The sequence below is a fragment of the Methylocella silvestris genome (assembly GCF_002891535.1).
GTDB classification, from domain to species: Bacteria; Pseudomonadota; Alphaproteobacteria; order Rhizobiales; family Beijerinckiaceae; genus Methylocapsa; species Methylocapsa silvestris_A.
In genome coordinates, this window is the sequence record NZ_PDZR01000011.1 from 101,186 (window position 1) to 124,882 (window position 23,697).

Sequence of the window (23,697 nt, forward strand, 5' to 3'; positions counted from 1 at the left end):
GAGGCGAAGCGGCCGGGCGCCTTCCGCCCAGCCGCCTGCTTGACTTTTGCTCCGGGCTTTTCCCGCCGCCATCGCGCCGCGCCCGCCTTGCTCCGCGCCTTTCTGTGTCTTGGAGCCTTTTTTTGCGCGAGCCTCGCGCTCGCCTTTAATTTTCCGGCGCTGACGGGGCGCGTCGACGATGCGGCCAATATCATTCCGGCGCAGACCAAAGCAGCGATCGAACAGAAGCTCGCGACGCTCGAGCAGAAATCCGGCATTCAACTGGTCGTGGCGACGGTCTCTTCTCTCGATGGCGCGGAGATCGAGCCCTACGCCAATGCGCTCTTCCGCGAATGGAAACTCGGCGAGCGCGCCAAGAACAATGGCGTGCTGATGCTCGTTGCGCCCAATCAGCGGAGAGTCCGGATCGAGGTCGGCTACGGGCTCGAGGGAACGCTGACCGACGCGCTGTCTCGAATCATTATCGCCAACGCCATGGCCCCCCGCTTCAAGACTGGCGATTTCGGCGGGGGCATCGAGCGCGGCGTCGACGACGTCATCACCGTGCTCACAACGGATTCGGCCGAATGGGAAAAACGGCCGGATTTGCGGCTCGACAGCGCCCAATCCGGCGCCGATTCCATCGCCCCCTGGCTGGTTTTAGGCCTGTTCGTCCTCATTGTTTTTCTCATTTTGCGCACGCCACGCGCCGGACGCGGGGCCGCAGCCGCGGATGACCCGCGATGGGGCGGCGGTCGGCAGGCACAAAACCAGAGGTCTCAGGGCAATGCGGCGTTCTGGCTCAATCTTCTTTCCGCCCTGATCAATATATTGGCTTCATCCGGCCGCGGCGGCCGGGGCGGCGGAGGAGGCGGATTTTCGGGCGGAGGCGGCTTTTCCGGCGGCGGCGGCTCGTCCGGCGGCGGCGGCGCATCGGGGAGCTGGTAATGATTTTATCGCGAGACGACCAGCGCCGCGTCAATGCAGCCATCACCGCCGCCGAACGGCAAACGAGCGGCGAGATCGTCTGCGTGCTGGCGCGGGCCTCGTCCGATTATCTCACCTACGCCGTCGCCTGGTCGGCGCTGATGGCGCTCGCCGTCCCCTGGGCGCTGATCGCGGCCACGGATTTTTCGGTGCAGCGCATCCTTTTGATCCAGACCGTGGTCTTCGCCGCGCTGTATCTGATTTTTTCGATCGGCCGCCTCCGCCCGCTGCTGGCGCCGCGTGGCCTGCGCCGCCAGCATGCGCATCGGGCCGCTCTCGAGCAATTCGTGACGCGAGGGCTGGCCCGCAAGGACAATCACGCCGGCGTGCTCATATTCGTATCGCTCGCTGAGCATTACGTGCGCGTGGTGGCCGATGACGGCATCGCCGCAAAGGTCGACAAGGCCGTCTGGCAAAGCGCGGTCGACCATTTGTTGCAAGGCATTCGCGAGGACGACCTCGCCGCCGGCTTCATCAAGGCGATCGAGCAATGCGGCGCAGCGCTCGCCGAGCATTTCCCAGCCGCAGAGGGCGGCGTTGATTTGCCCGACCGGATCTATGAGATCTGAACCGGCGGGCGGCGTCGCGGCTGTTCGGAGCCGGGCGCCATCCAAAAGTCAGCAACTTTTGCGAAGAGACGATTGCAACTTGGAATCGATCGCGTTCCCAATTCCGCGCTTTTGCAATCCAAAGTCAGCTTGATCGGAGAGCATGCATGATTTTGTCCGATGAGGATCAAGCCCGCATCAATGCGGCGATCGCCGCCGCCGCGCCGAAGACCAAGGGCGAGATCTTCTGCGTGCTGACCCCCTCGTCCGAGGAATATGCGATCTATGGGCTCGCCTGGTCGGCGCTGGCCGCGCTCGCTCTCGCCGTCCTGCTGGCGGCGACGACGCATCTTGCTCCGCTGCCGCTCGTGCTCATACAGATCTTCGTCTGCGCGGCGCTCTATATCCTGTTGTCCGTCTTTGGCCTTGCGCCTCGTCTCGCGCCCTATGTCCATGTCCGCCACGAACATGCGCACCGCTACGCGATGGAGCAGTTCATCTGCCATGGGCTGACGCGCAAGCAAAATCCTGCCGGCGTGCTGATCTTCGTGTCGCTTGCGGAAAATTATGCGCGCGTCATCGCCAGTGAGGGCATCGCGGAAAAAGTCGACAAGCCGCTTTGGGGCGGAGCGCTGAACTCCCTTTCGCAAGGCATGCGCGGCGGCGATCTTGCGACCGGTTTCGTCGAAGCGATCGAACAATGCGGCGCGCTGCTCGCCGAGCATTTCCCAGCGGAAAAGGGCGACGTCGCGGTGAAGCATGAAATCTATGTGCTGGGACGCCCCAAGCGGCGCATCCTGGCGCGCCTGCTCGCCCGGCTTTTACCGGCCGCGCGCGGCGGCGAGCACCGAGACGCTGGCCCGCCCGTCCGGGGCTAGACCGGCTTTCGCCTGAAAATCGCTGATCGCCCGCTTGGTCTTGGTTCCGATCACGCCGTCCGCCTTGCCGTCAAGATCATAGCCGCGCCGCATCAGCAGCGCCTGCAGCTCGCGCCGGTCGGCGCGCGAGAGGCCGGGATCATTGGTCGGCCAGGGCGTTATCGGTCCCTTCCGGCCTTTCAGCCGGTCGGAGAGCAGCGCGATCGCCAGCGCATAGGATTCAGCGGCGTTATAAGAATAGATCGCATCAAAATTGCGCGTCACGAGGAAGGCCGGTCCCTTAGGGCCCGCCGGCAACAGCAGGCCGGCGTTGGGGCCGGAGCCCAGCGGCGAGCCGTCGACCTTGACGAGGCCGCGCCCGGCCCATTGCCCGATCGGCTCCTTGCGCGTGCGGCCGGATGGGCCGGCATAGCCCTGCGGCAGGCGGACCTCAAACCCCCATTCGACCCCCGGCGTCCAGCCGCCCTTGCGCAGATAGGCCGCCGTGGAGCCGAGCGCGTCGGGAACCGAGTTGATGAGGTCCTTGCGTCCGTCGCCGTCAAAATCGACGGCGGTGCGCAGAAAGGTCGAGGGCATGAACTGGGTGTGGCCGAAGGCGCCCGCCCAGGAGCCGACGAATTGCTCGGGAACGATGTCGCCCGCGTCGAGAATTTTCAGCGCCGCCAAAAACTCGGTGCGAAAATAGGCGGCGCGATAGGGGCCGCAGGACAGCGTCGCAAGCGATTGGATGATCGGCCGCTTGCCAAAGCTGCGGCCAAAATCGGATTCAACGCCCCAGACCGCAACGATCGTCGCCGCATCGACGCCATAGCGCGACTGCGCGGCCGCCAGAGGCTGCGCCCATTTGCGCATCTGGCCGCGGCCGTCCTCGACCCGCTCCTCGTCGACGAGGCCGGCGAGATAATCCCAGATCGGAGTCTTGAATTCCGGCTGCGCCTGCGCCAGCGCGAAAATATCGGGGTCGGACTGCAGCCCGGCCGTGGCCTTGTCGAAGGTGGCGGCGCTGACGCCGCTGGCGAGAATCCCGGGACGCAGGCCGCCAAGGCATTCCTGCAGCGACGCCGCCTGCAGCGGCGCTGCGCCGACGCAGGCCAGCGTCAGCGCAAGACCGCCCGAAAAAAACGACAAGCGCCGCGATGCGGCGCGGTGAGCCGGCAAGGTCATGAGGGCCAATCTATCAAGGACCGCGCGAGACGAAAACAAATTCCACCCCCGCGGATTCAGACCGGGGAGGCGCCGATTTTCCGATTCGGGCGGGATGCGCCAGGGCAGGCCGCGCCGCATGCCTCAATTCGGGCGCAGGCTCTCCGCCGTCAGCAGCCGCTGCACCTCATTGACGAGATCCTTGAGGTGAAACGGCTTCGAGAGGACTTTCGCCTGCGGCGGCGCATTGTTGTCGGGGTTGAGCGCGACGGCGGCAAATCCGGTGATGAACATGACCTTGATGTCTGGATCAAGTTCGGTGGCGCGGCGGGCGAGTTCGATGCCGTCCATCTCCGGCATCACAATATCGGTGAGCAGAAGTTCGAACGGCTCCTCGCGCAGCCGGCTGTAGGCCGAGAGGCCATTGTCGAACGCGGCGACCTGATAGCCCGCGTTCTGCAGCGCCTTGCCCAGGAAGCGGCGCATGTCGCCATCGTCTTCCGCAAGCAGGATCTTGCCAAGCTGAATCTTGGATTGAGTAGGAAATTGCATGTCGTTCATGGGAGCCTCGCGATGGAGCCCAAGCAAAGGATCATTTGGTAAAAATCCCATGAAAAAACGGACCGCATCCGGCCGGCAGCCCGGTTTCCCCGATCACGCCGTTTTTTTTGGCCCGCGCGTGACAAATTTGCCCGCCGCAAACCACGAATCCGCCGTTTTCACGAGCCTCCCGAGAAGCTGCGCTGGATAATGAACGATTAATATGGACAGCGCCGCATGTCCTTGGCAAATTGTTATTTAGCCTGCGAGGACGCCGCCGCGCCTGCGCCAAGGAGCCTTGATGATTTTTGAGACCTCCGGCCGGACGGACGGCGTCGACCCGGAATTCGGGACCGGCCACGAAGTCATTGAGCCCGAGACGCTCTGCTCGCCGCTGGTGTTTTCATCGCCGCATTCGGGCGACATCTATCCGGAGAGCTTCCTCGATCGCACGCGGCTCAGCGCGCTGCAATTGCGCCGGTCCGAGGACGCCTTTGTCGATGCGCTTTTCGCCGATTGCCTGCGCATCGGCGCGCCGATGATCAAGGCGCTGTTTCCGCGTACCTATCTCGACCTCAATCGCGAGCCTTACGAGCTCGACCCGCGCATGTTCGAGGGACGGCTGCCGTCCTTCGCCAACACGCGTTCGATCCGCGTCGCCGGCGGCCTTGGAACGATCCCGCGCGTCGTCGGCCAGGCGCAGGAGATCTATGGCCGACGCCTGTCGCTCGTGGAAGCCCTGCTGCGGATCGAGACGCTTTACAAGCCCTATCATGCGCGTCTGACCGCCCTGATCGAACGGGCGGAGCTCGCTTATGGCCTCGCTGTGCTGATCGACTGCCACTCCATGCCGTCGGGAGGCGCGGGAGTTCATCCGGGGCCAAGACTCCACGCGGGCGGAGGACTTCTTGGGGGGAGCGGACTTCTTGGGGGCCACGCGCCCGAGTCGATCGCCGCGAAACCGCGCGCCGATTTCGTCCTTGGCGACCGGCACGGCGCGAGCTGCGCGGCGATCCTCACCGACGTCGCAGAGGCCGAATTACGCAGTCTCGGCTTCACCGTCGCGCGCAACAAGCCCTATGCGGGCGGCTATATCACCGAGAATTATGGCTCCCCTGGCTCCAACCGGCACGCGCTGCAGATCGAGGTGAGCCGGAGCCTCTATATGGACGAGCAGAACGTCACGCGCTCGGACCGGTTCGAGGAAATTCGCGGCAGCCTGAAACGGGTCGCCGAGGCGCTTGCCGTGACCGCCGCAAGCCGGCTCGTGGTTCATCGCCTCGCGGCCGAATAGGCGCGCTGCAGGATCGGACCGGCGCCGGGCGCAACGCTCAGGGCAGCGCCTCAAACCCCTCGCGAAAGCCGGCGAGCGCGAGTGGAATGCCGACGCCCTCCTCCGGCGTCTGGAAAATGATGAAGGTGGCGTTGGTTCCGCTTTTCATCTGATCGACCAGCTTCTGCTCCATCACCACTTCGGCGACGCAGCCGGTCGGCAGGCAGCGCACGAATCCGGCGCGGCCGACGTCGGCGTCGTCGATCTTGAGCCCGAGTCCAGAGGGCAGCAGCACGCCGAGCGGCGCGATGACGCGCAGAAGGCGGCTTTTGCCGTCCGCGGTCTTGAGAACGATCACCACCAGATTGATGTTCGGCTTGTCTTCGGCGGCGACGCTCTGCAGCAAGGCGCATTGCTCCTTGGCCGCGCCGGGCGGCGTCTCGCAGCGCATCTCCCAATCGCCATGCTTGCTTTTCACGACGCCCTGCGCCGAGGCGACGCCTGATCCGGTCAGGAGCGCCGCAGCGGCGAGCGCGCCGCCCCGCGCCAAAGAGAGAGCGGCGCGCAAAAGCGGGCGGCGGGCATGCGATTGAAATTCGTCGTCCGCGTCAGCCATGCTCTCTTTGAACCTTCCGTTGCCTTTAAGATCCGCTTCGCCGCAGCTTGCCGCACGAGTCCGGCTGCCTAGCAAATCGCGTCGGGCTGTCAAGTAAAGCCGCGTCGCGGGAGGGCGCGCGGGCCGTCGGGTGGCGCCCAAGGGGCGCAGGATCTGCTCCCCTCGCGCTGTTTCGCCGCATGGATTGTGCGGCCCAACTGATTGCGCGCAACCCGGAATCATGTTTTTGAACTATTCTCAGGGACCCTATTGCGGCGCCTCTGGACGAGTTCGATTGGAAGTGGTAGGCGCGGTGGGTCAGCCGCGTCAACGGAGCCTCGATCTTGATGAGATTTGCCTCCCTCTCCGCCCGCCGTATTCCCGATCCCCGCGCCCTCTTCGCCTCCGGCGCAGCGCTGTTTGCGGCGCTTGCGGCGGGCCCCGCGCGCGCAGACGGATTTCCGCGACCAGGGCAAATGACTTTCGAGGAAGCGGTCACGCCGATCGCTCACGAAATTCACGCCTTCCACGACTTTATCCTGCTGCCGATCATCGTCGGCATCTGCCTGTTCGTGCTGGCGCTGCTTGGCTGGATTTATTTCCGTTACAACGAAAACAAAAACCCGGTCGCCACCACGACGACGCATAATTCGCTGCTCGAAGTGGCGTGGACCGTTCTGCCTGTGATGATCCTCGTCATCATAGCGATCCCCTCCTTCCGCCTGTTGACACATCAGCTGGTGATTCCGCCGGCCGACATCACCGTCAAGGCGACCGGCAAACAATGGTTCTGGACTTATGATTATCCGAAGGATCAGGGCGGCGGCTTTTCCTTCGACTCCTATCTGATCCCCGAGTCGGATCTAAAACCCGGCGACATCCGGCAGCTCTCCGTCGACAATGAAGCGGTCGTGCCGGTCGGCAAGGTCGTGCATATGCTGGTCACCGGCTCCGACGTCATCCATTCCTTCACGATCCCCTCCTTCGGCATCCGCATCGACGCCGTGCCGGGCCGGATGAACGAAACCTGGTTCAAGGCGGAGCGCGAAGGAATCTACTACGGGCAATGCTCGAAGTTGTGCGGAAAAGATCACGCCTATATGCCGATCGCGATCCGCGTCGTGAGCCCCGAGCAATATTCGGCCTGGCTCGCGTCCGCCGCCAAGAAATTCGCCGCGAATAATTCCGAATCCGTCAAACTGGCGAACAACGCCACATCGGCCGGCGACATCGGCGAGACGCGCTAAGATAAAAATATTCCGAGGGAGGCTTTGCGTTGGCGACCAGCACGACAATTCATGAAGAGCACGGCCACCCGACGGGTTGGCGCCGCTATCTTTATTCAACCAATCACAAAGACATCGGCACGATGTATCTCATCTTCGGGATCATCGCCGGCGTCATCGGCGGCGTGCTTTCCGTGCTCATGCGCATGGAGCTTCAAGAACCCGGCATCCAGATCTTCAACCATCTTGCGGTGCTGCAGGGCGCCGACGCCGATACGGCGAAGGACCTTGCCAAGAACCTCTATAACGTCACCATCACCATGCACGGCATCATCATGATCTTCTTCATGGTGATGCCCTCGCTCATCGGCGGCTTTGGCAACTGGTTTGTGCCGATCATGATCGGCGCGCCGGACATGGCCTTCCCGCGCATGAACAATGTCTCCTTCTGGCTGCTGCCGGCCTCCTTCACGCTCGGCGTCATGTCGATGTTCATGGAAGGCGCGCCGGGAATGCTGGGGTTTGGCGGCGGCTGGGTGATGTATCCGCCGCTGTCCGCGAACACCGGCCACCCCGGACCGGCAATGGACTTCCTCATCCTCTCGCTGCACCTTGCCGGCGCGTCGTCGATCCTCGGGGCGATCAATTTCATCACCACGATCTTCAACATGCGCGCGCCGGGCATGACCTTGCACAAGATGCCGCTGTTCGCATGGTCGGTGCTGATCACCGCCTTCCTGCTGCTCCTGTCGCTGCCCGTGCTCGCCGGCGGCATCACCATGCTGCTGACCGACCGCAATTTCGGCACCACCTTCTTCGATCCCTCGGGCGGCGGCGACCCGCTGCTGTTCCAGCATCTGTTCTGGTTCTTCGGCCATCCCGAAGTCTATATTCTGATCCTGCCCGGCTTCGGCATCATCAGCCACATCATCTCGACCTTCTCGAAGAAGCCCATCTTCGGCTATCTCGGCATGGCCTACGCCATGGTGGCGATCGGCGTCGTCGGCTTCGTCGTTTGGGCGCATCACATGTTCACCGTCGGCATGTCGCTCGACACGCAGCGCTATTTCGTGTTCGCGACCATGGTGATCGCGGTGCCGACCGGCGTTAAAGTGTTCTCCTGGATCGCCACCATGTGGGGCGGCTCTGTATCCTACCGGCCGCCGATGATCTGGGCGACCGGCTTCGTGCTCCTGTTCACGATCGGCGGCGTGACCGGCGTCGTTCTCGCCAACGCCGGCATCGACCGCGCCCTGCACGAGACCTATTACGTCGTGGCGCATTTCCACTACGTGCTTTCGCTCGGAGCCGTCTTCGCGCTATTCGCGGGCTTCTATTACTGGTTCCCGAAAATGTCGGGCTATCTCTACAATGAGACGCTCGCCAACGTGCATTTCTGGCTGATGTTCATCGGCGTCAACCTCACCTTCTTCCCGCAGCATTTCCTCGGCCTCGCCGGCATGCCGCGGCGCTATATCGACTATCCGGACGCCTACACGCTTTGGAACCGGATTTCGTCCTTTGGCTCCTATCTGTCGATCATCGGCGTCGGCCTGTTCCTTTACGTGGTCTACGACGCTTTCGCCCGCAAACGCCTCGCCGGCGACAATCCCTGGGGCGTCGGCGCAACGACGCTCGAATGGACCCTGTCCTCGCCGCCGCCGTTCCATACCTTCGAGACGCTGCCGCGCATCACGGCGTCGTCGGACCATTAAGAACGCCCCGGGCGTTTTGAATAAGCGCGAGGGCGCGGCGGCCGCATGCGGGCGCCGCGCCCTTCAAAAAAAGCCAGACGGTTCCCATGGAAGCCTGCGATGCTCGGAGCTTCATGGGCGGACCGCAATCTGGCGAAGCCAAGGGAGAACGCTTGGGGCGTTTGCACGACCGGCGCGGTCGCGCGAAGCCGACTTCCGAGCCTCGCCTCAACGCGTAAACGCTAACCTCGAAGCGGTCCGGTCATGAGTTTCGTCAGCGACAGCAATACCGCCATCGACCAGGCCGCCATCTCGATCGCGAGCCCGGCGGACTATCTCGCGCTGATGAAGCCGCGCGTCATGTCGCTCGTCATCTTCACCGCCTTGGCTGGCGTTCTGATCGCCCCGACCCATGTCAATCCGATCATCGGCTTCGCCTCCCTGCTCGCCATCGCCGCCGGCGCCGGCGCGTCGGGCGCGCTCAACATGTGGTACGATTCCGACATCGACGCCATCATGCGGCGGACGCAGAAGCGTCCCATCCCGGCAGGCCGGGTGTCGCGGGAAAGCGCGCTCTCCTTCGGGATGGTGCTTGCGCTTTTGTCGGTGATGACGCTCGGATTCGTCGCCAACTGGGCGGCTGCGGCGCTGCTCGCCTTCACGATCTTCTTTTACGTTGTCATCTACACGATGTGGCTAAAGCGCTCGACGCCGCAGAATATCGTGATCGGCGGCGGCGCCGGCGCCTTTCCGCCGATGGTCGCCTATCTTGCCGTCACCGGTCACATCGGCCTGCCCGCCCTTGCGCTGTTCGCCCTCATTTTCGTCTGGACGCCGCCGCACTTCTGGGCCCTCGCCCTCGTCAAGGCCGGCGATTTCGAGCGCGCCGGCATTCCGATGCTGCCGAATGTCAAAGGGCCGGACCGCACGCGGCGGGATATTCTTCTCTACACGCTGCTGCTCGCTCCCGTGGGCATGACGCCCTATTTCATCGGCTTCGCGTCGCCGGTCTACGGCCTTCTTTCTTTCGCCCTTGGCGGCGTCATGATCTTACATGCCCTTCGCGTCTATCTGGCGCGCGAGGGCGAACAGGCGAACCGCGTCGCCATGCGCATGTTCGGATTTTCGATCCTCTATCTTTTCCTGCTATTTGCGGCGATCGTCGCCGAGCGCATTCTCGCCCTGCTGCCGATTTTTTCCGCGGCTCCGTGGTGAGCTCATGCAAAGGATGAAACCGTGACTGACAAGGCGCAAACGCCAGTGATGACGGGCGTCAGGCTGACCCCCGAGCAGGAGCGGAGCCGGCGCCAGCGCAATCTGGCGCTCGCCCTTGCGATCGGCTTTTGCGTCGTGCTGTTTTATGTCGTGACGATCGTCAAGCTCGGCCCCGCCGTGCTGGAGCGGCCCTTCTGAGATGTCCATGAACGCTTCGCCTGAGCCGGAATTCGAGCGGAATTTGCGCAAGAGCCGCCTCATCGCCGCAGCCGCCGCGGCGGCGTGCCTCGCCATGCTCGGCCTGTCGTTCGCCGCGGTCCCGCTCTACCGGATGTTCTGCGCCGCGACCGGCTACGGCGGCACGACGCAGGTCGCAAGGACGGCGCCGGCGAACGCCGGCAAACGCGAACTGACGGTGCGCTTCGACGCCAATGTCGCGCCCGGCCTCGACTGGAGCTTTGAGCCCGAAACGGCGCAGATCAATCTTCGCACCGGCCGGACGGCGACGGTTTACTTCAAAATCGTCAACCGGTCGAACAAGCCCGTCTCGGCGATCGCCGGCTATAATGTCGGACCCGACAGCGCCGGGCTCTATTTCAACAAGATCAGCTGTTTCTGCTTCAACGAAATGACCCTCGCGGGCCATGAGACGGCCGAGCTGCCGGTCGTCTTTTTTCTCGATCCGGCGCTCGAGACGGAAAAGTCGCTCGCCGACGTCGACACGGTTGTTTTATCCTATACGCTTTTCGGCCAGAAGCCGAAGGGCAAGGTCGCCGCTGGCGAGAGCGCTTTGGTCAAGTCGGGCAAGCCTTTGTGAGCGGCGGGCGCTCAACAATGTCGGCGCGACAGAAGCAAGATTCAAGGAACGGCGCCCGGCGCGGCGCTGATGGCAACAGGCTCGGCTGAGCCTTTTTGAAGCGGGAAAAGGGTCACATTCGATGTCGGACGCCCACGCCAAACCCAATCACGACTATCATCTCGTCGATCCGAGCCCCTGGCCCGTCCTCGCCTCCGTCGCGGCGCTGTTCCTTGCGATCGGCGGCATCGTGTGGATGAAGCATCTAAGCTTCGGCGCCTTCGCCCCCGGCGGCCTGCTCTTTGGCGCCAGTTTTATCGCGCTCGTCTTCATCGCAGCCTCGTGGTGGTTCGACGTCATCAAGGAATCGGGCGCCGGTTATCACACCCCCGTGGTTCAGATCGGCCTTCGCTACGGGATGATCCTGTTCATCGCCTCCGAGGTGATGTTCTTCGTCGCCTGGTTCTGGGCGTTCTTCGATTCAAGCCTGTTCCCCGGAGAAGCGCAGGAATATCTTCGCGCCGAATTCACCGGCGGCGTATGGCCGCCGAAGGGCATCGAGGCCATCGATCCGTGGCATCTACCGCTCTTGAACACGCTGATCCTGTTGACTTCCGGCACGACCGTCACCTGGGCGCATCACGCTTTGCTGACGGGAGACCGCAAGGGATTGAAGGCGGGCCTCGCGCTCACCATCGCGCTCGGCGTCGTTTTCACCACGGTGCAAGCTTATGAATATATTCATGCGCCCTTCGCCTTCAAAGGCTCGATCTTCGGCGCCACCTTCTTCATGGCGACGGGATTTCACGGCTTTCACGTGATCATCGGCACGATTTTCCTCACCGTCTGCCTTCTTCGCGCCTTTGTTGGGCAATTGTCCCTGCGGCATCACCTCGGCTTCGAATTCGCCGCCTGGTATTGGCATTTCGTCGACGTGGTGTGGCTCTTCCTGTTTTCCGCCATCTATGTGTGGGGCTCGTGGGGCGCCGCCTTCGAGCATTGAGCGCTAGAGAAACCAGCAAAAAGGGCGGCCTCGAGCCGCCCTTTTTTATTATGACGGCTCAATCAGCCCGTCGAGAAATGCCGCCGCCTCTGGAGAGCGTCGCAGAGCGGCGAGATCCGCCTCGGTCGGCAACTGCGGCCGGTCCCGCGCCGCATTGACGAGACAGAGAAAGCCGAGCGGCGCGTCGCGCCTAGCGCGAAACTGATGCCAGATCATCGGTTCGATGGTCACGAGATCATGCGCGCCTAGCGCATATACGGCGTCCCCTATGAGACAGCTTCCGCTGCCGCGCAACGCCATGACAACATGCATATGCTCGTGCCGCTCGAGCGTTGAGAAGCCGCCAGGGTCGATCTCGAAATAGCGCAATTCGCCGGCAAGGCGCGGATCGGAGGCAAGCGTTTGCCGCGAGATCGCCTTGAACGGCGCTGCAGCGGCATCCTTATAGGGGCGGCGCTCGACGCCCTCCCAGCGAAATGCGCCGCTGTACTTGGACAATGGCGCTAGCGGAAACCGATTGTCAGTAATTGTCATTTCTCCATTGCTTAACTCGAAGGATTCGTGACCAGAATGTGCGCAATCACGCATTCGAGACTCATCCTGGCCTTGACATTCTAAGGTCAGACAGCAATCGATTACTATCGCATCTCTTATTTATGCGCAGCTCTCGCCAGCTGCTCTTTTTAAAATTACGGGGTGTAAGGTTCGCTCAAATAGGAGGGCGCTCCATATGCTTGAACTTGCCAAGGACGCCGAATTTCATATGGCGCCTGAGACGCTGAACGCTTGTTACGACAAAGAACCATTTGGTTTCGAACATTCGTTGCACAAATTAGAAATGATGACATTTGACAGCCTGCAAACATTATCTGAAAAATATATTGGACACAACGGCGACTATTACGTCTGCAGCAGCGCAAAGACTCCTGATACCGCTTTCAATTCAGTCCCTGTGGCCGCCTATGCGCCACATCAAGCAATGCAGAAGGTGGGGTCCGAACGGCTCCGCGTCCTGATGAAACGGCCGGAAAATTACGCGCCCGAATTTCGCGACCTTCTGGAGCATCTGATCAAGCAAATCTGCGAAGGCGCCGAAGGCCTCAAGCGGAAGGACGTCATTCGCATTGAGGGCGGCCTGTTGATCAGTTCGTCGGCCGCGACAACTCCTTTTCATTTCGACCCGGAAACCAATTTCTTCTCGCAGATCGAAGGCGAGAAAATTTATCACGTCTATTCGCCCAGCGTGCTGAGCGAGCGTGAGCTGGAGCGATTTTTCCATATCGGACGTTTGTCGATCGCGCAGGTCGACCTCAAGGGCCGCGATCCGGCGCGCGAACATGTCTTCAGGCTCAACGCGGGGCTGGGGCTGCATCAGCCTCTCAATGCTCCGCACTGGGTCGAGACGAGGGATTCGCGTTCGATCTCCTTTGCGATGGTCTATGAAACCGAAGCGACGCGGGTCCGGGCGCAGACCCGAGCCGCGAATTATTATTTGCGCTTGCTCGCGCTGAATCCCACCCGGCCCGGCGTCAATCCCGCCGCCGACGCGCTGAAAACCAAAGCGATGAACTTCATGCTTCCCATCCGGGGAAAGATAGGCGACGCCACACGCGCCATCCGCAGCTTGGCGAGAGCCTAGAGGGCACAGCGCCGCGATCTCGGCCCGTCGGCCGCCTCGTGCGCGCATCAACCATAGGGATGCCTGGCGACGGCCTCGACGAAGCGCCGCGTTTGCTCCGTCAACGCCTCGCGCGGCGCGCTAAGCAGCGCTCCGCCAATCAGCAGCATGACGTCGCGCCCGTAACGATCGAGCAGTTCCGGCGCGCGCTCGACGCTCATGCCGCCGGCAGGCGCCGGAATGCTCAGCTTGAGACCATCGGCGCCTGACAAAAGCGCGGCGGCGATCGCTTCGCAAACCGTCGGCGAATAGCCGAACCGGCCACCATAATTGGGGAAAATGACGACGTCCGCGCCAAACAGCCGGAACAGCCGCGCGAACAGGATGGGCGAGATCGCGCGGCCGGTCATCGTCGGATGCGCCAGAAAAGCGAAATCGGAGAATTCCCGCCGCAGCGCCTGAAAATTGGAGCAGCCGGCGATCATCGGCGCGATCAGCGCCGCATCCAACCCCTCGTCGCGCGCCGCCAGAAGCTGTCGCCGCATCTGCGGATAGGAGCCGGCAAGGCTCGGCGCATAGCGCGTGCGGCGTCCCGTCCGCTGGCGCGCCTCACGCACCGCCGCAGCGCAGGCGGCGATCCGCGCCTCGAAACGGGAATAGGTCTGGTCGGCAAGGCCGTGGTCGTCCTTGATGAAATCAAGGCCGCCCATGGACAGGGCTAAGGCGAGTTCGGCGAGTTCCGCCGCGGGCAGGCCCTGCGGCTTCAGCGCCGAACAGGTGAGCGCCCGCCCCGACGCGCCAGCCTCCGTGCGCAAGGCGGCAAGCCCTTGCGAGGGCCCGCCGAAGGCGCCCGCGAGCGGCGCCGGCAGGATGGCGTCGACAAGCAACACATCCTCAAGCAGCGAGCTGTTGCCAAACAGCATGTTGAGCAATTGGCCGGCGTCGTCGCCAACTGTCGCCGCCGCGAGTTCGATGCGCGCCTCGAACCAGCCGCCGCCGCAATCCTCGATCGACGCCACACGGCCCACGATATTTTCGCGGACAAACGGATCCCGCACGGCGGCGAGCGGCGCTTCGACGCTCTGTTCGATCGCAATCGCCTCCGCCCGCGCCTCGACGTCGGCGGCGCTGGCGCGCAGCCTGTAGACGGCGTTGATCCAACCGCTCAAATGCCGCCCTCGTCCAATTTTGGGAGCCGCCTCTATTTCAAACCGATCCATGCGAGAAACGGAACCCGCTCCTCGCCTTCCGCCCATTTCGGCCGGCCCTTGACCGGGGTGACGCCGATATAGGGCGAGGGGTCCGCGGTCAACAGGGTTTGAGGCTGATGGCGAAGATAAGCGTCGAAAAAGGCGAGAAGATAGTCTTCCCGGATCGCTTTGACGCGGGAAGGGTCCGCGAAGAACCAGCTCAGCCAATTGCCGCGGCTGAAGGCCAGATCGTTGAAATCGGCATGGACCGTGTTGCGGAGCCAGAAGCCGTATTTATCCGGCGATTCAAACAGCCGCCCATGCTCGCGGACGAGGTCGTCCTGCGCCTTGGCGTAAGCGCGCGTCGCCGGATCGGGCGATGCGAATGCTTTGGCGTCGGGAAGCGGCTCATCATCGAAGAGCATCATATAGGGCTTTGTAATCCCGCCTTCGAGCGCGGGGCCGAAGACCCAGCCGTCGAGATTGACCGCGGCGACGACGCGCGGATCGAGAATGGCCGCATTCGCGGCGACGCTGGCGCCAAAAGAGAAGCCAAAAAAGCCGACGCGGTCGAAAGCGACATATTTTGCGAAATCGCCCGTGGCGCATTCGGTCAGAATGTCCAGCGCCCGAAGCGCGACTTTCGCCTCGCGGATCGAATGCTCCGCGCCCCGCCGCAAGGTCGCCTGATAGCCGGCCTCTGACGAATAATCAAAAAACGACTGCGGCTGCCCCGGCGGCGGCGTCCATTCCAGATGGTTGATCGCGAGCACGACATAGCCATGGCTGGCCATGGCCGCGGTCGATGAATTGTCGTCGGCGGCGTTTGCAAAGCCCGGAGCATAGAGCAGAAGCGGAAAGCGCCCCTGCGGCCCCGGATCGGCGAGGCGCGTGCTGGAGAGCGCGGCGCAATCGACCGGCCTGGGCCCGGACGCCTCCAGCTTCGCGTCAGCCGCCGCCGGATACCAGATCCGGGCGAGGATCGGCGCGGGGATCGTCCCCCCCTGCCCCTTCGGCGCCAGCGCGACATACGCCTCGCCGACGCGCAAGGGACCCGAGGGCGGCGGCGGCGGCGGAGCGAAAGCAAGGCGCCAAAAGGCCTTGGCGACGCGCGGGGCGGACGGCCCGAACATGACGGCGCCCACGGCGAAAGCGATCATTAACGCGGCGACCAGCGATCGCGGGGCCTTGTCGGAGCGCCACGCGATCAAAAGACCGGCAAGCGCGATGACAAGCACTATCGCGCCGAGGATGAAGCCATAGCGGCCCATCAGCTGGTCGAAGCGCAGATCCAAATATTTCATCATGGAGATATCTGCCGGGAGATGCGGCGCGAACCGGAAGAATCCGGCGGCGCCACGGATGGAGGCTGACGTCGGCGCGGCGTAACGGGATTTACAGCCGTTTCATAAAAGCTGGACGACTGCCGCAGACGCGACGCGACAGACGACGCCCCATGCGCGCCGCCTCATCCCGTCGATGAGCGGGCTGGAGCCCTGTGCTCGCTGTCGATCTTTTCGAGCTCTGGACGCAGATAGCCGGCGATCTCGCGGGCGCCCTCGTCACGGAAAATGTCCTGATGCCATCCCCGAATCGCGTGAATGGTCAGCTTCTTCACAAGCTGGGACCAGCCCATGTTGGGGTCGGCAAAGCGCGTCACGATTTCATCGCTGTTGAAAAGAATGACATCCGAAGAAATCGGCCGGATCTGATAGGCGTTGCGCGCTTCCTCGAGGGAAAACAAAAAGCGCCATTCGTCGTGGTCGATAACCTTGCGCAACAGCTTGTCGCCGTCGACAAGCCCGAGATAGGCCAGCACCTCAAGGAGGCGCGATTTGCGCACAAGGGTGAAGCTCGACAGCATCTCGGCCAGCGAAGCCGCGCCGGTTCGGACGGAGTTGATGCGGTGGCGCAGCGTATGAAGCCGATAATTGAATTGATAGATCAGCTTTCTGTGTAGAGGCAGCGAGGCGTGGTAGCCGGGCGCCCAAATATCCGAGAGGATCAGCAAAGGCACCTCTTCGCCCGCCGCGATCAGCTGCTGCGCGGATTCATAGGCGATGGCGCCTGCGACGCAGAGGCCGCAGAGAATATAGGGCCCGTGTGGTTGCGCCTCTCGAATGGCGTTCACATAATCAACCGCGATTTCTTCGAGCGTGCGCTCGCGAGGCTCATCGCTTCCCGGTTCGATCAGGGGAATGCCGATAAAGGGCCGGTCCGTTCCGATCTGGCGCGCCAGATTATAATAGAGCACCGAATGGTTGATGGCGATGATCGTCGTCTTGTGGCCAAGGGGCTGGATCTGCACCAGGCGCTGCGTTGGTTCCGAGCCGGGCAGCTTTGGCAGCCTTGCCGCGAACTCCCGCAGCGTCGGCGCGAGGAACAAGGTCAGCGGATCGAGCTTGACGCCGAATTCGGCTGAAACGCGCGACATCAGCCTGACGGTGAGCAGGGAGTGGCCGCCAAGCTCAAAGAAATTCGACGACGGCTTGATGGCGTCAACTTTGAGAAGATCGCTCCAGATCTTGCCGAGCCTCATTTCCACGGGGGTGAGTGCGGCTTCCGCCGCGGCCGCGACCGGCGGCGCGACTGAGGGCGCGGGGGCCGGCAGGCCGCGCAGATCGACGTCTCCCCGCGCGGTGCGCGGCAAGGCCAAAAGGACGCTGATCCCCGCGGGCCTCGCCGCTCCGGAAGGCAGGATGGCGTCAAGATGGGCGGCAAGCACCCCGGGCAACGATTCGAGCGGCGCGCGCGACTCCGGACGCGGCGCGATATAGGCGCAGGGCCGTTCGCGGCCAGAGCTGTCGGGCTTTAGCGCGACAGCCGCCTCCCTCACGTCCGGGTGCTGAAGCAGCGCGGCCTCGATGGCGCCCAGTTCATCGCCGCGCCGGCGCGCATCGATCAGATCGCGCCGCGGCGGCGTCAGATCGGAGAGTTTCTGCTGCGGATGCCCCACCGCGAAGTCGAATGTCGCGACCAGGAAGTCGAGCAGCTTCTCGGCCGTCTCGTGCTGGAACAGGTCCGGATTATATTCCATCGCCACGCGCCAGCCGCTCGGCCAATGGACGAGGAAAAAGAAGATGTCATAGAGCGAGCCGGCTGACAGCGAGGGCAGTCCGAGCAGCTCGAAATCGCCATAGCGCTTGTGATCCATCACATCGCGCAGAACGGTAAAATTGAGCGAGATCAGCGGCGCGCGGCTCGGATCGCGCGGCGGATTGAGGAGTTCGACCAGCTTGTCGAACGGCATGCGCTGGTTGATCAGCGCGTCCTGCGCCGTTCCCTTGACCCGCTCGAGGAAAGCCTCAAAGCTCGGATCCCCTGATGCATCGAGGCGCATCACCAGATTGTTCACGAACATGCCGATCATCGGCTCGAGGTCCGGATCGTTGCGATCGGCGATCTGGGTCCCGAAAACGATGTCGGATTCGCCCGAAAAGCGATGCAGCATTGCGCCCAACACGGCGCAGCCGAGGCTGAACAGGGTAAGATTGTGGCCGCGCGCGAACGCCTCCATCCTGTCGCCAAGCTCGGCAGGAAGGATGGCGGCGAGGATTTCGCCGTTGTAGGTCAGAGCGGGCGGTTTCTCGTGATCGGGGACAAGTTCGAAATAGGGAGCCCCGCCAAGCTGCTTTTTCCAGTAGCCGGCCTCTTCCTCGAATTCGCCGCTCGCCAGATATTCCTTCTGCCACAGGCAGTAGTCGCCATACTGAAGGGGCAGCGGCGGCAGGTCAGCGACGCTCCTTGCCGCGATGGCCGCAGCGATCGTTCCAAATTCCTCGGCGAGCACGCGGATCGACCAGCCGTCGAAAGCGATGTGATGCACTGTGACGAGCAGATAGGCGCGCTCCGGCGACAGACGCAGGAAGGTCGCGCGGATCGGCGGCGCAGCCGCAAGGTCAAAGGATTTCCGCGCTTCGCGTTCGCCGAGCGCCAGCGCTTCCCTCGCCTGCTCGCTCTCGCCCAGCATGCTGAGATCGATCACGCTCAGCCGGAAGGCGAGTTGGGCCAGCGCCTCCTGCATCGGTTCGCCGTCTTCCCGTTCGAAGAAACGGGTGCGCAGGATCTCATGGCGATCGATAATTGCCTGGAAGGCCTGCTCCGCCGTCGCCGGCGCGAGGCGGCCCGTCACCTCCCAGCGCAACGCCACATTGAGCGCCGGATTGCCGGGATTGACCGCGTTGAGGAACCAGAAACGCTTCTGCGCGGACGAGCAGGGAAAGACCAGCCCTTCGCCCGGGCCCGCCGTTTCCGCTTCCGGACGCTGCGCGCTGTTTTCCGGCGCGCAATCGAATTCCTCTTCGCTTCGGGACATCGTCACGCAGACGTTTCCTTAACCTGTGCTCCTCGCCTGAAGCTTTTAAGGGACGGCGCGGCGGGCGCCTTGGCCGCCGCAGCGGATTGATCGCTTGCCGCCCCGGCAAGCTCCGCGATCGTTGGGAAGCGCATCAGATGGCGCGCTTCGAGACCCAGATTTTCCGCCATCATACGCGCGGCGATGCGGAATAAATGGATAGAATCGGCGCCCAGGGCGAAAATGTTATCATTGACGCTGATCTCATCGAGTTGCAGCGCCTCGCGCCAGATCGCCGCCAGCTTTGCCTCGAGCGGCGTCCGCGGCGCGATGATGACGCGTTTTTCTTCGCCTGGTCCGGCCTCCGGCTGCGGCAACGCCTTGCGGTCGAGCTTGGCGTTCGGCGTGAAAGGCAAAGCGTCAAGCCTCATCCAGAGCGCCGGCACCATATAGTCCGGCAGCCGCTGCCCGGCGTAGGACGAAAGTTCGTGCGCCGACATTGGTTGCGCCGCCACATAATAGCCGACAAGACGCGGGGTTCCCTGCGGCGGCGTCTGGATCGCGGCGGCAAAGGCCGACACGCCGGGATATTGCCGCATCGCCGCCTCGATCTCCTCGAGTTCGATGCGGAATCCGCGCAGCTTGACCTGAGCGTCGACGCGGCCAAGGACTTCTATCGCGCCGTCGGAGAGGCGCCGCGCCAGATCGCCCGTGCGATATAGCCGCTGCGGACCGCCGTCATCCACGGCGATGTCGAAGAAGGCCGCTGCGTCGAGGTCTGGTCGGCGGAAATAGCCGATCGCCAGGCCAAGGCCGCCGATGAACAATTCGCCGACGACGCCCGGCGCTGCAAGCTGACGCGTCTTGTCGAGCACATAAAGCCCAGTGTTTGCGACCGGCTCGCCAATCGTGATCGGCGCCGGCGCCGGCCTGACCCTGCCGATCGAGGACCAGATCGTCGTCTCCGTCGGGCCATAGACGTTCCACAGCTCGCCGTCATTTGCGAGCAGCAGATCGGCGAGATCGCGCGGCAGCGCCTCGCCGCCGCAGAGCATGCGGAGGCCCGGGCGCGGCTTGAATCCCGCCTCCGTCAACATCCGCCAGAGCGAGGGCGTCGCCTGGACAATCGTCGTCTCGGGCTTGTCGATCAGGGCGGCGAGGCCAAAGCCGCCGCGCACGTCGTCGCGGCTGGCGATGACAACCGCGCCGCCGGTCACCAGCGGCATGTAGAGCTCCAGCGCCGCGATATCGAAGGAGATCGTCGTCGCCGCGACGAGCGTATCGCGGGGGCCGGCCTCGAGCTTGCGCGCGATCGACCACAGGAGATTGGCGACGGAGCGATGGGCGATCTCGACGCCTTTCGGCACCCCCGTCGAGCCGGAGGTGAAGATCACATAGGCCGGCCGCGCCCCATCGGAGGGCGAGGCGGGCGCCGTCGCAGGGCGTGCGGCGATCGCCGCCGCATCCGCGTCGAGCCGGACGACAGGCGTCCCCGAGGCCATGGCGCCCATGAAGGCGTTGTCGCTGACAATGGCGGACACCGCCGCATTGTCCAGCACCAGCCGCAGGCGCGCCGCCGGATGGCTCGGATCGAGCGGCACATAGGCGCAGCCCGTCTTCATCACCGCGAGCAGGACCACCAGCATGTCGAGCGAGCGTTCGGTGGCGACGCCGATGCGGGCCGCGGGATCCTTGACGACGCTGGCAAGATGATGGGCGAGCCGGTTGGCGCGTTCGTCGAGTTCGCGATAGGTCAGCGCGGAGTCACCAAAACGAGCGGCGACGGCTTCGGGCGTTTTCGCCGCCTGCGCGGCAAAGAGCTCATGCACCGGCCGCAGGTCGAGATCGTCCGAGGCCGTGTCGTTAAGGCCTTTGGTCAGCCAGTGGCGCTGTTCGGCCGACAATAGCGGAAGCGCCGCGATCGGGCGCGCCGCGTCCTCCGCGACGGCGCCGAGGAGGCTGCGGTAGTGACCGATCCAGCGCTCGATCGTCGCCTCGTCGTAGAGGTCGGTATTGTAGTCGCAGTCGATGCGCAGGCCGCCGTCCTGTTCCGTGACGTTGAAGAAGAGATCGAAGATCACCGCGGTCTTGGGATTGGACTGCGCCTCGACCTCGAGCCCCTTCAGATGGATCTTGTCGCCGAGCTTTTCGAGATTGAACTGGACCTCGACGAGCGGACGCCGCCCGGCTTCGCGCGGCCGGTCCATCTTGCGAACCAGCGTGCCCAAGGTGAAGCTCTGATGCTCATAGGCGGCCAGAACGCCCTGGCGCGTCGCCGCAAGATGCTCGGCCATGGTCGCGCCATCGCTCCAGCGCGCGCGCAGCGGCAGAAAATTGACGCAATGGCCGACGAGGCTGTCTGCCTCGGCCAGCGACTGCCCCGCCGCCGGAATTCCAACGACGACCTCGTTCTGGCCGGCGAGGCGCGCAAGCATGACTTCAAAGCTCGCAAGCAGCGCGACGAAGAGGGTGCAGCCCTGTTTCGCTGTCGCCTTGCGGAAGCGCTGCGTCAGATCGGCGTCGATCCGGCGCGTCAGCGTCGCCCCGGCGAAACTTTTTTGCAAGCGGCGCGGCCGATCCGTCGGCAGATCCAGCGGCGACGGCGGCGGCGTGAACTGCGGCAGCCAGAAGGCGTCGATCGCCGCGCCTTCGCGTTTCTGCCGTGCGCGCTCCTCGGCGCCATAGCGCAGGAACGACATCGGCGGCGCGAGATCCGCGGCGACGCCGGCGACGATCTCCTCATAAAGCTTCGTCAATTCGTCGATAATGACGTTGAACGACCAGCCGTCGCAGACGATATGATGCGCCGTCAGCGCCAAAGCGTGGTCGTCCGCGGCGAAGCGGGCGAAGTTCGCGCGGATCGCCGGTCCGTCGACAAGGTCGAAGGGCGTGCGCGCGTCCTGCGCAAGCGCCGTCCGCCAGGCGTCCTCGGCCTCCGAACGCGGCGCATGCGACAGTTCGCGCGGCTCCAGCTGCAGCGTCAGTTCCGGCCGGATCTGCATGCGCGCGCCGTCCGCCGTGAAGGTGGCGCGCAGGGCGTCGTGCCGGGCGATCACCTTGTTCAGGGCGACTTCGAGCGCGTCGCGGTTCAATTCGCCGCGAAGGCGCAAGGTAACGGATTCATTGAAGGCGCAGGACGCTTCGTCCGAAAGCTGGGCCGAAAGCCAGATCTCCGTCTGCGCCTCGGTCAGCGGACCATCCGTTTCGGGCTCGGGGCCAAGCCCCACGGGCGCCGGCAGCAAATCCGCCTTCTGCATCGCAATGACGCTGTCTTCGAAAGCCGTGGCGATCGCCTCCACGTCGGCCTCGCTGTGGACCGTCGTCAGGAAGCAGGGATAATGCTCCTGGATGTAGACGCCGCGTTCGAGCATGAGCGGATAGAACAGGCTCGCATAGCGGGAGATGTTGCCGAAATTGAAAAAGAACAGGCTGCCGAAAGTCTCGATCTGGAGATCGACGCCCCGCTGTCGCAGGAAATCGCTGAGGCGGCGAACCAGCCCTGCCGTTCTGGCCGAAACGGCGTCCTGCAGGGCCGGGCCGTTTTCCTTCAGATGATTGAGCACGGCCCAGACCGCGGCCATTACCAGCGGATGGCGCACGAAGGTGCCGGCAAAGAAGGTCATGCCGGTTTCGGGATAGCTGTCATCGCCATAGCGCCAATGGCCGCCGTCGAGCGCATCCATGAACGCCGCCTTGCCGGCCAATATGCCAACAGGCAGGCCGCCGCCGACGACCTTGCCATAGGTCGCAAGATCAGCGCGGATGCCGAACAGATGCTGCATGCCGCCCGGATGCATGCGAAAGCCGGTCACGACTTCATCGAAGATCAGCGCCGCGCCCGATGTTTCGGTAATGGCGCGGATTTCCTTCAGGAACTCCACCGGCCGCAGATCGGGATGGCGGCTTTGCACCGGCTCGACCAGCACGGCGGCGAGTTCGTCGGCATGGGTCCTGATCCAGTCGAGCGAGTCCGGCGCGCCATAGGGCAGCACCACCATGTTCTCCACCGATTTATTGGGAATGCCGGCGGCGGCGGGCATCGCGCGGGCGACACCCGAGCGCAGCGCGCCCTTGACCAGAACCTCGTCGAACTGGCCGTGATAATCGCCTGTGAAGGTCACGATTGTCGAGCGGCCGGTCACGGTGCGCGCGATGCGCATCGCCGCCATGACCGCCTCGGAGCCCGTATTGCAGAAGGTCACGCGCTCATTGCCGGTCATTTCGGAAAAAAGCGCCGCGACCTTGCCGGCAAGATGGGACTGCGGCCCGATGGCGAAGCCCTGTTTCAGCTGCTCCGCGACGGCGTCGACGACGAAAGGCGCGGCATGGCCGAAGAAGGTCTGGCCGTAGCCGTTGACGAGATCGATGTAGTCGTTGCCGTCGACGTCATAGATGCGCGAGCCCACCGCGCGGTCGCTGACGACGGGATAGACGAGGTCCTTCCATTCCGGCCGAAAGCCGGCGGCGGCGCGCGGGTCGGCGAGCACGGGACGATACTCCGCCGTCATCCGCTTGGATGAGGGCGAGCGCGCGTTGAAGCGCTCGGTCAGGTCAGTGAGCGCGCGCTGCTGAATCTCGTTCATGTCGGCGGCCGGCGCGGAGCGGGCCGCGGCCAGCAGCTCGAAGCGGGATTTCGGCTCATCGCCGGACGGCGCGGCGGCGGGAGCCGGACTCGGCGTCAGAGCGGCAGACGCGGGGGCAGGCGCCGGGACTGGGGC

The 23,697-nt window shown here is 63.8% G+C and carries 19 protein-coding genes; 11 read left to right on the top strand and 8 right to left on the bottom strand.

What is annotated here, in order from left to right:
- Positions 1-39: 39 nt before the first annotated feature.
- The 3 genes from CR492_RS11365 to CR492_RS11375 all read left to right on the top strand — a co-directional run bounded on the left by CR492_RS11365 (position 40) and on the right by CR492_RS11375 (position 2,392).
- On the top strand, positions 40-927 hold the full coding sequence (locus CR492_RS11365) for a TPM domain-containing protein (RefSeq protein ID WP_102843886.1): 888 nt from the start codon (positions 40-42) through the stop codon (positions 925-927).
- Entirely contained in the window at positions 927-1,535 is a 609-nt protein-coding gene (locus CR492_RS11370) for a TPM domain-containing protein (protein ID WP_102843857.1), read from the top strand. The genes CR492_RS11365 and CR492_RS11370 overlap by 1 nt, the downstream gene beginning before the upstream one ends.
- Positions 1,536-1,681: 146 nt before the next feature.
- On the top strand, positions 1,682-2,392 hold the full coding sequence (locus CR492_RS11375) for a TPM domain-containing protein (RefSeq protein WP_102843858.1): 711 nt from the start codon (positions 1,682-1,684) through the stop codon (positions 2,390-2,392).
- On the opposite strand, the gene CR492_RS11380 is transcribed toward CR492_RS11375, so the two are convergent.
- Complete coding sequence (locus CR492_RS11380) at positions 2,336-3,556, bottom strand: lytic murein transglycosylase (protein WP_102843887.1); 1,221 nt, start codon at positions 3,554-3,556, stop codon at positions 2,336-2,338. The two genes, CR492_RS11375 and CR492_RS11380, sit on opposite strands and share 57 nt — an antisense overlap.
- A gap of 123 nt (positions 3,557-3,679) precedes the next feature.
- Complete coding sequence (cpdR, locus tag CR492_RS11385) at positions 3,680-4,096, bottom strand: cell cycle two-component system response regulator CpdR (RefSeq protein WP_180982517.1); 417 nt, start codon at positions 4,094-4,096, stop codon at positions 3,680-3,682.
- A gap of 280 nt (positions 4,097-4,376) precedes the next feature.
- Between cpdR and CR492_RS11390 the strand changes: the two genes are divergently transcribed.
- On the top strand, positions 4,377-5,369 hold the full coding sequence (locus CR492_RS11390) for an N-formylglutamate amidohydrolase (RefSeq protein WP_102843859.1): 993 nt from the start codon (positions 4,377-4,379) through the stop codon (positions 5,367-5,369).
- A gap of 37 nt (positions 5,370-5,406) precedes the next feature.
- Here the strand turns inward: CR492_RS11390 and CR492_RS11395 are convergent, their stop codons facing one another.
- Positions 5,407-5,964, bottom strand: coding sequence for an invasion associated locus B family protein (locus tag CR492_RS11395; protein WP_102843860.1), 558 nt, complete (start codon positions 5,962-5,964; stop codon positions 5,407-5,409).
- A gap of 326 nt (positions 5,965-6,290) precedes the next feature.
- Between CR492_RS11395 and coxB the strand changes: the two genes are divergently transcribed.
- From coxB to CR492_RS11420, 6 genes are all read left to right on the top strand, one after another.
- Positions 6,291-7,190, top strand: coding sequence for a cytochrome c oxidase subunit II (gene coxB, locus CR492_RS11400; protein ID WP_102843861.1), 900 nt, complete (start codon positions 6,291-6,293; stop codon positions 7,188-7,190).
- A gap of 29 nt (positions 7,191-7,219) precedes the next feature.
- Complete coding sequence (gene ctaD, locus CR492_RS11405; RefSeq protein WP_102843862.1) at positions 7,220-8,884, top strand: cytochrome c oxidase subunit I; 1,665 nt, start codon at positions 7,220-7,222, stop codon at positions 8,882-8,884.
- Positions 8,885-9,127: 243 nt separating this feature from the next.
- Positions 9,128-10,078, top strand: coding sequence for a heme o synthase (locus CR492_RS11410; protein WP_102843863.1), 951 nt, complete (start codon positions 9,128-9,130; stop codon positions 10,076-10,078).
- Positions 10,079-10,099: 21 nt separating this feature from the next.
- Positions 10,100-10,276: a hypothetical protein gene (locus tag CR492_RS20795; RefSeq protein ID WP_180982521.1), complete on the top strand. Its 177-nt coding sequence runs from the start codon at positions 10,100-10,102 to the stop codon at positions 10,274-10,276.
- 7 nt (positions 10,277-10,283) lie between these two features.
- Positions 10,284-10,895, top strand: coding sequence for a cytochrome c oxidase assembly protein (locus CR492_RS11415; RefSeq protein WP_102843889.1), 612 nt, complete (start codon positions 10,284-10,286; stop codon positions 10,893-10,895).
- A 121-nt stretch (positions 10,896-11,016) separates the two neighbouring features.
- Positions 11,017-11,877 (top strand): cytochrome c oxidase subunit 3, encoded by an 861-nt coding sequence (locus tag CR492_RS11420; RefSeq protein ID WP_102843864.1) that lies wholly within the window; start codon positions 11,017-11,019, stop codon positions 11,875-11,877.
- A gap of 48 nt (positions 11,878-11,925) precedes the next feature.
- Here the strand turns inward: CR492_RS11420 and CR492_RS11425 are convergent, their stop codons facing one another.
- A complete protein-coding gene (locus CR492_RS11425; RefSeq protein ID WP_102843865.1) occupies positions 11,926-12,411 on the bottom strand; it encodes a cupin domain-containing protein in 486 nt (161 codons plus the stop codon).
- A 229-nt stretch (positions 12,412-12,640) separates the two neighbouring features.
- Between CR492_RS11425 and CR492_RS11430 the strand changes: the two genes are divergently transcribed.
- Positions 12,641-13,516 (top strand): hypothetical protein, encoded by an 876-nt coding sequence (locus CR492_RS11430; protein WP_146030245.1) that lies wholly within the window; start codon positions 12,641-12,643, stop codon positions 13,514-13,516.
- Positions 13,517-13,563: 47 nt separating this feature from the next.
- On the opposite strand, the gene CR492_RS11435 is transcribed toward CR492_RS11430, so the two are convergent.
- From CR492_RS11435 to CR492_RS11450, 4 genes are all read right to left on the bottom strand, one after another.
- Positions 13,564-14,664, bottom strand: a complete 1,101-nt coding sequence (locus tag CR492_RS11435) for a RuBisCO large subunit C-terminal-like domain-containing protein (RefSeq protein ID WP_102843867.1) — start codon at positions 14,662-14,664, stop codon at positions 13,564-13,566.
- A gap of 32 nt (positions 14,665-14,696) precedes the next feature.
- Positions 14,697-15,992 carry an alpha/beta hydrolase family protein gene (locus CR492_RS11440; protein ID WP_102843868.1) on the bottom strand — a complete coding sequence of 432 codons (1,296 nt, stop codon included), beginning with the start codon at positions 15,990-15,992 and terminating at the stop codon, positions 14,697-14,699.
- 161 nt (positions 15,993-16,153) lie between these two features.
- The gene (locus CR492_RS11445; protein ID WP_102843869.1) at positions 16,154-19,000 is read right to left on the bottom strand and encodes a condensation domain-containing protein; all 2,847 of its coding nucleotides are present in this window, start codon (positions 18,998-19,000) and stop codon (positions 16,154-16,156) included.
- A gap of 2 nt (positions 19,001-19,002) precedes the next feature.
- Positions 19,003-23,562, bottom strand: a complete 4,560-nt coding sequence (locus CR492_RS11450) for a non-ribosomal peptide synthetase (RefSeq protein ID WP_245412053.1) — start codon at positions 23,560-23,562, stop codon at positions 19,003-19,005.
- Positions 23,563-23,697 lie beyond the last annotated feature (135 nt).

Coding starts and splice junctions, on each gene's coding strand:
- CR492_RS11425 (WP_102843865.1), bottom strand. CDS start 12,411: ATGACAATTACTGACAATCGGTTTCCGCTAGCGCCATTGTCCAAGTAC.
- CR492_RS11430 (WP_146030245.1), top strand. CDS start 12,641: ATGGCGCCTGAGACGCTGAACGCTTGTTACGACAAAGAACCATTTGGT.
- CR492_RS11415 (WP_102843889.1), top strand. CDS start 10,284: ATGAACGCTTCGCCTGAGCCGGAATTCGAGCGGAATTTGCGCAAGAGC.
- CR492_RS11380 (WP_102843887.1), bottom strand. CDS start 3,556: ATGACCTTGCCGGCTCACCGCGCCGCATCGCGGCGCTTGTCGTTTTTT.
- coxB (WP_102843861.1), top strand. CDS start 6,291: ATGAGATTTGCCTCCCTCTCCGCCCGCCGTATTCCCGATCCCCGCGCC.
- CR492_RS11390 (WP_102843859.1), top strand. CDS start 4,377: ATGATTTTTGAGACCTCCGGCCGGACGGACGGCGTCGACCCGGAATTC.
- CR492_RS11410 (WP_102843863.1), top strand. CDS start 9,128: ATGAGTTTCGTCAGCGACAGCAATACCGCCATCGACCAGGCCGCCATC.
- CR492_RS11440 (WP_102843868.1), bottom strand. CDS start 15,992: ATGATGAAATATTTGGATCTGCGCTTCGACCAGCTGATGGGCCGCTAT.
- CR492_RS11375 (WP_102843858.1), top strand. CDS start 1,682: ATGATTTTGTCCGATGAGGATCAAGCCCGCATCAATGCGGCGATCGCC.
- CR492_RS11370 (WP_102843857.1), top strand. CDS start 927: ATGATTTTATCGCGAGACGACCAGCGCCGCGTCAATGCAGCCATCACC.
- CR492_RS11450 (WP_245412053.1), bottom strand. CDS start 23,562: ATGAACGAGATTCAGCAGCGCGCGCTCACTGACCTGACCGAGCGCTTC.
- CR492_RS11395 (WP_102843860.1), bottom strand. CDS start 5,964: ATGGCTGACGCGGACGACGAATTTCAATCGCATGCCCGCCGCCCGCTT.
- CR492_RS11445 (WP_102843869.1), bottom strand. CDS start 19,000: ATGTCCCGAAGCGAAGAGGAATTCGATTGCGCGCCGGAAAACAGCGCG.
- CR492_RS11420 (WP_102843864.1), top strand. CDS start 11,017: ATGTCGGACGCCCACGCCAAACCCAATCACGACTATCATCTCGTCGAT.
- cpdR (WP_180982517.1), bottom strand. CDS start 4,096: ATGAACGACATGCAATTTCCTACTCAATCCAAGATTCAGCTTGGCAAG.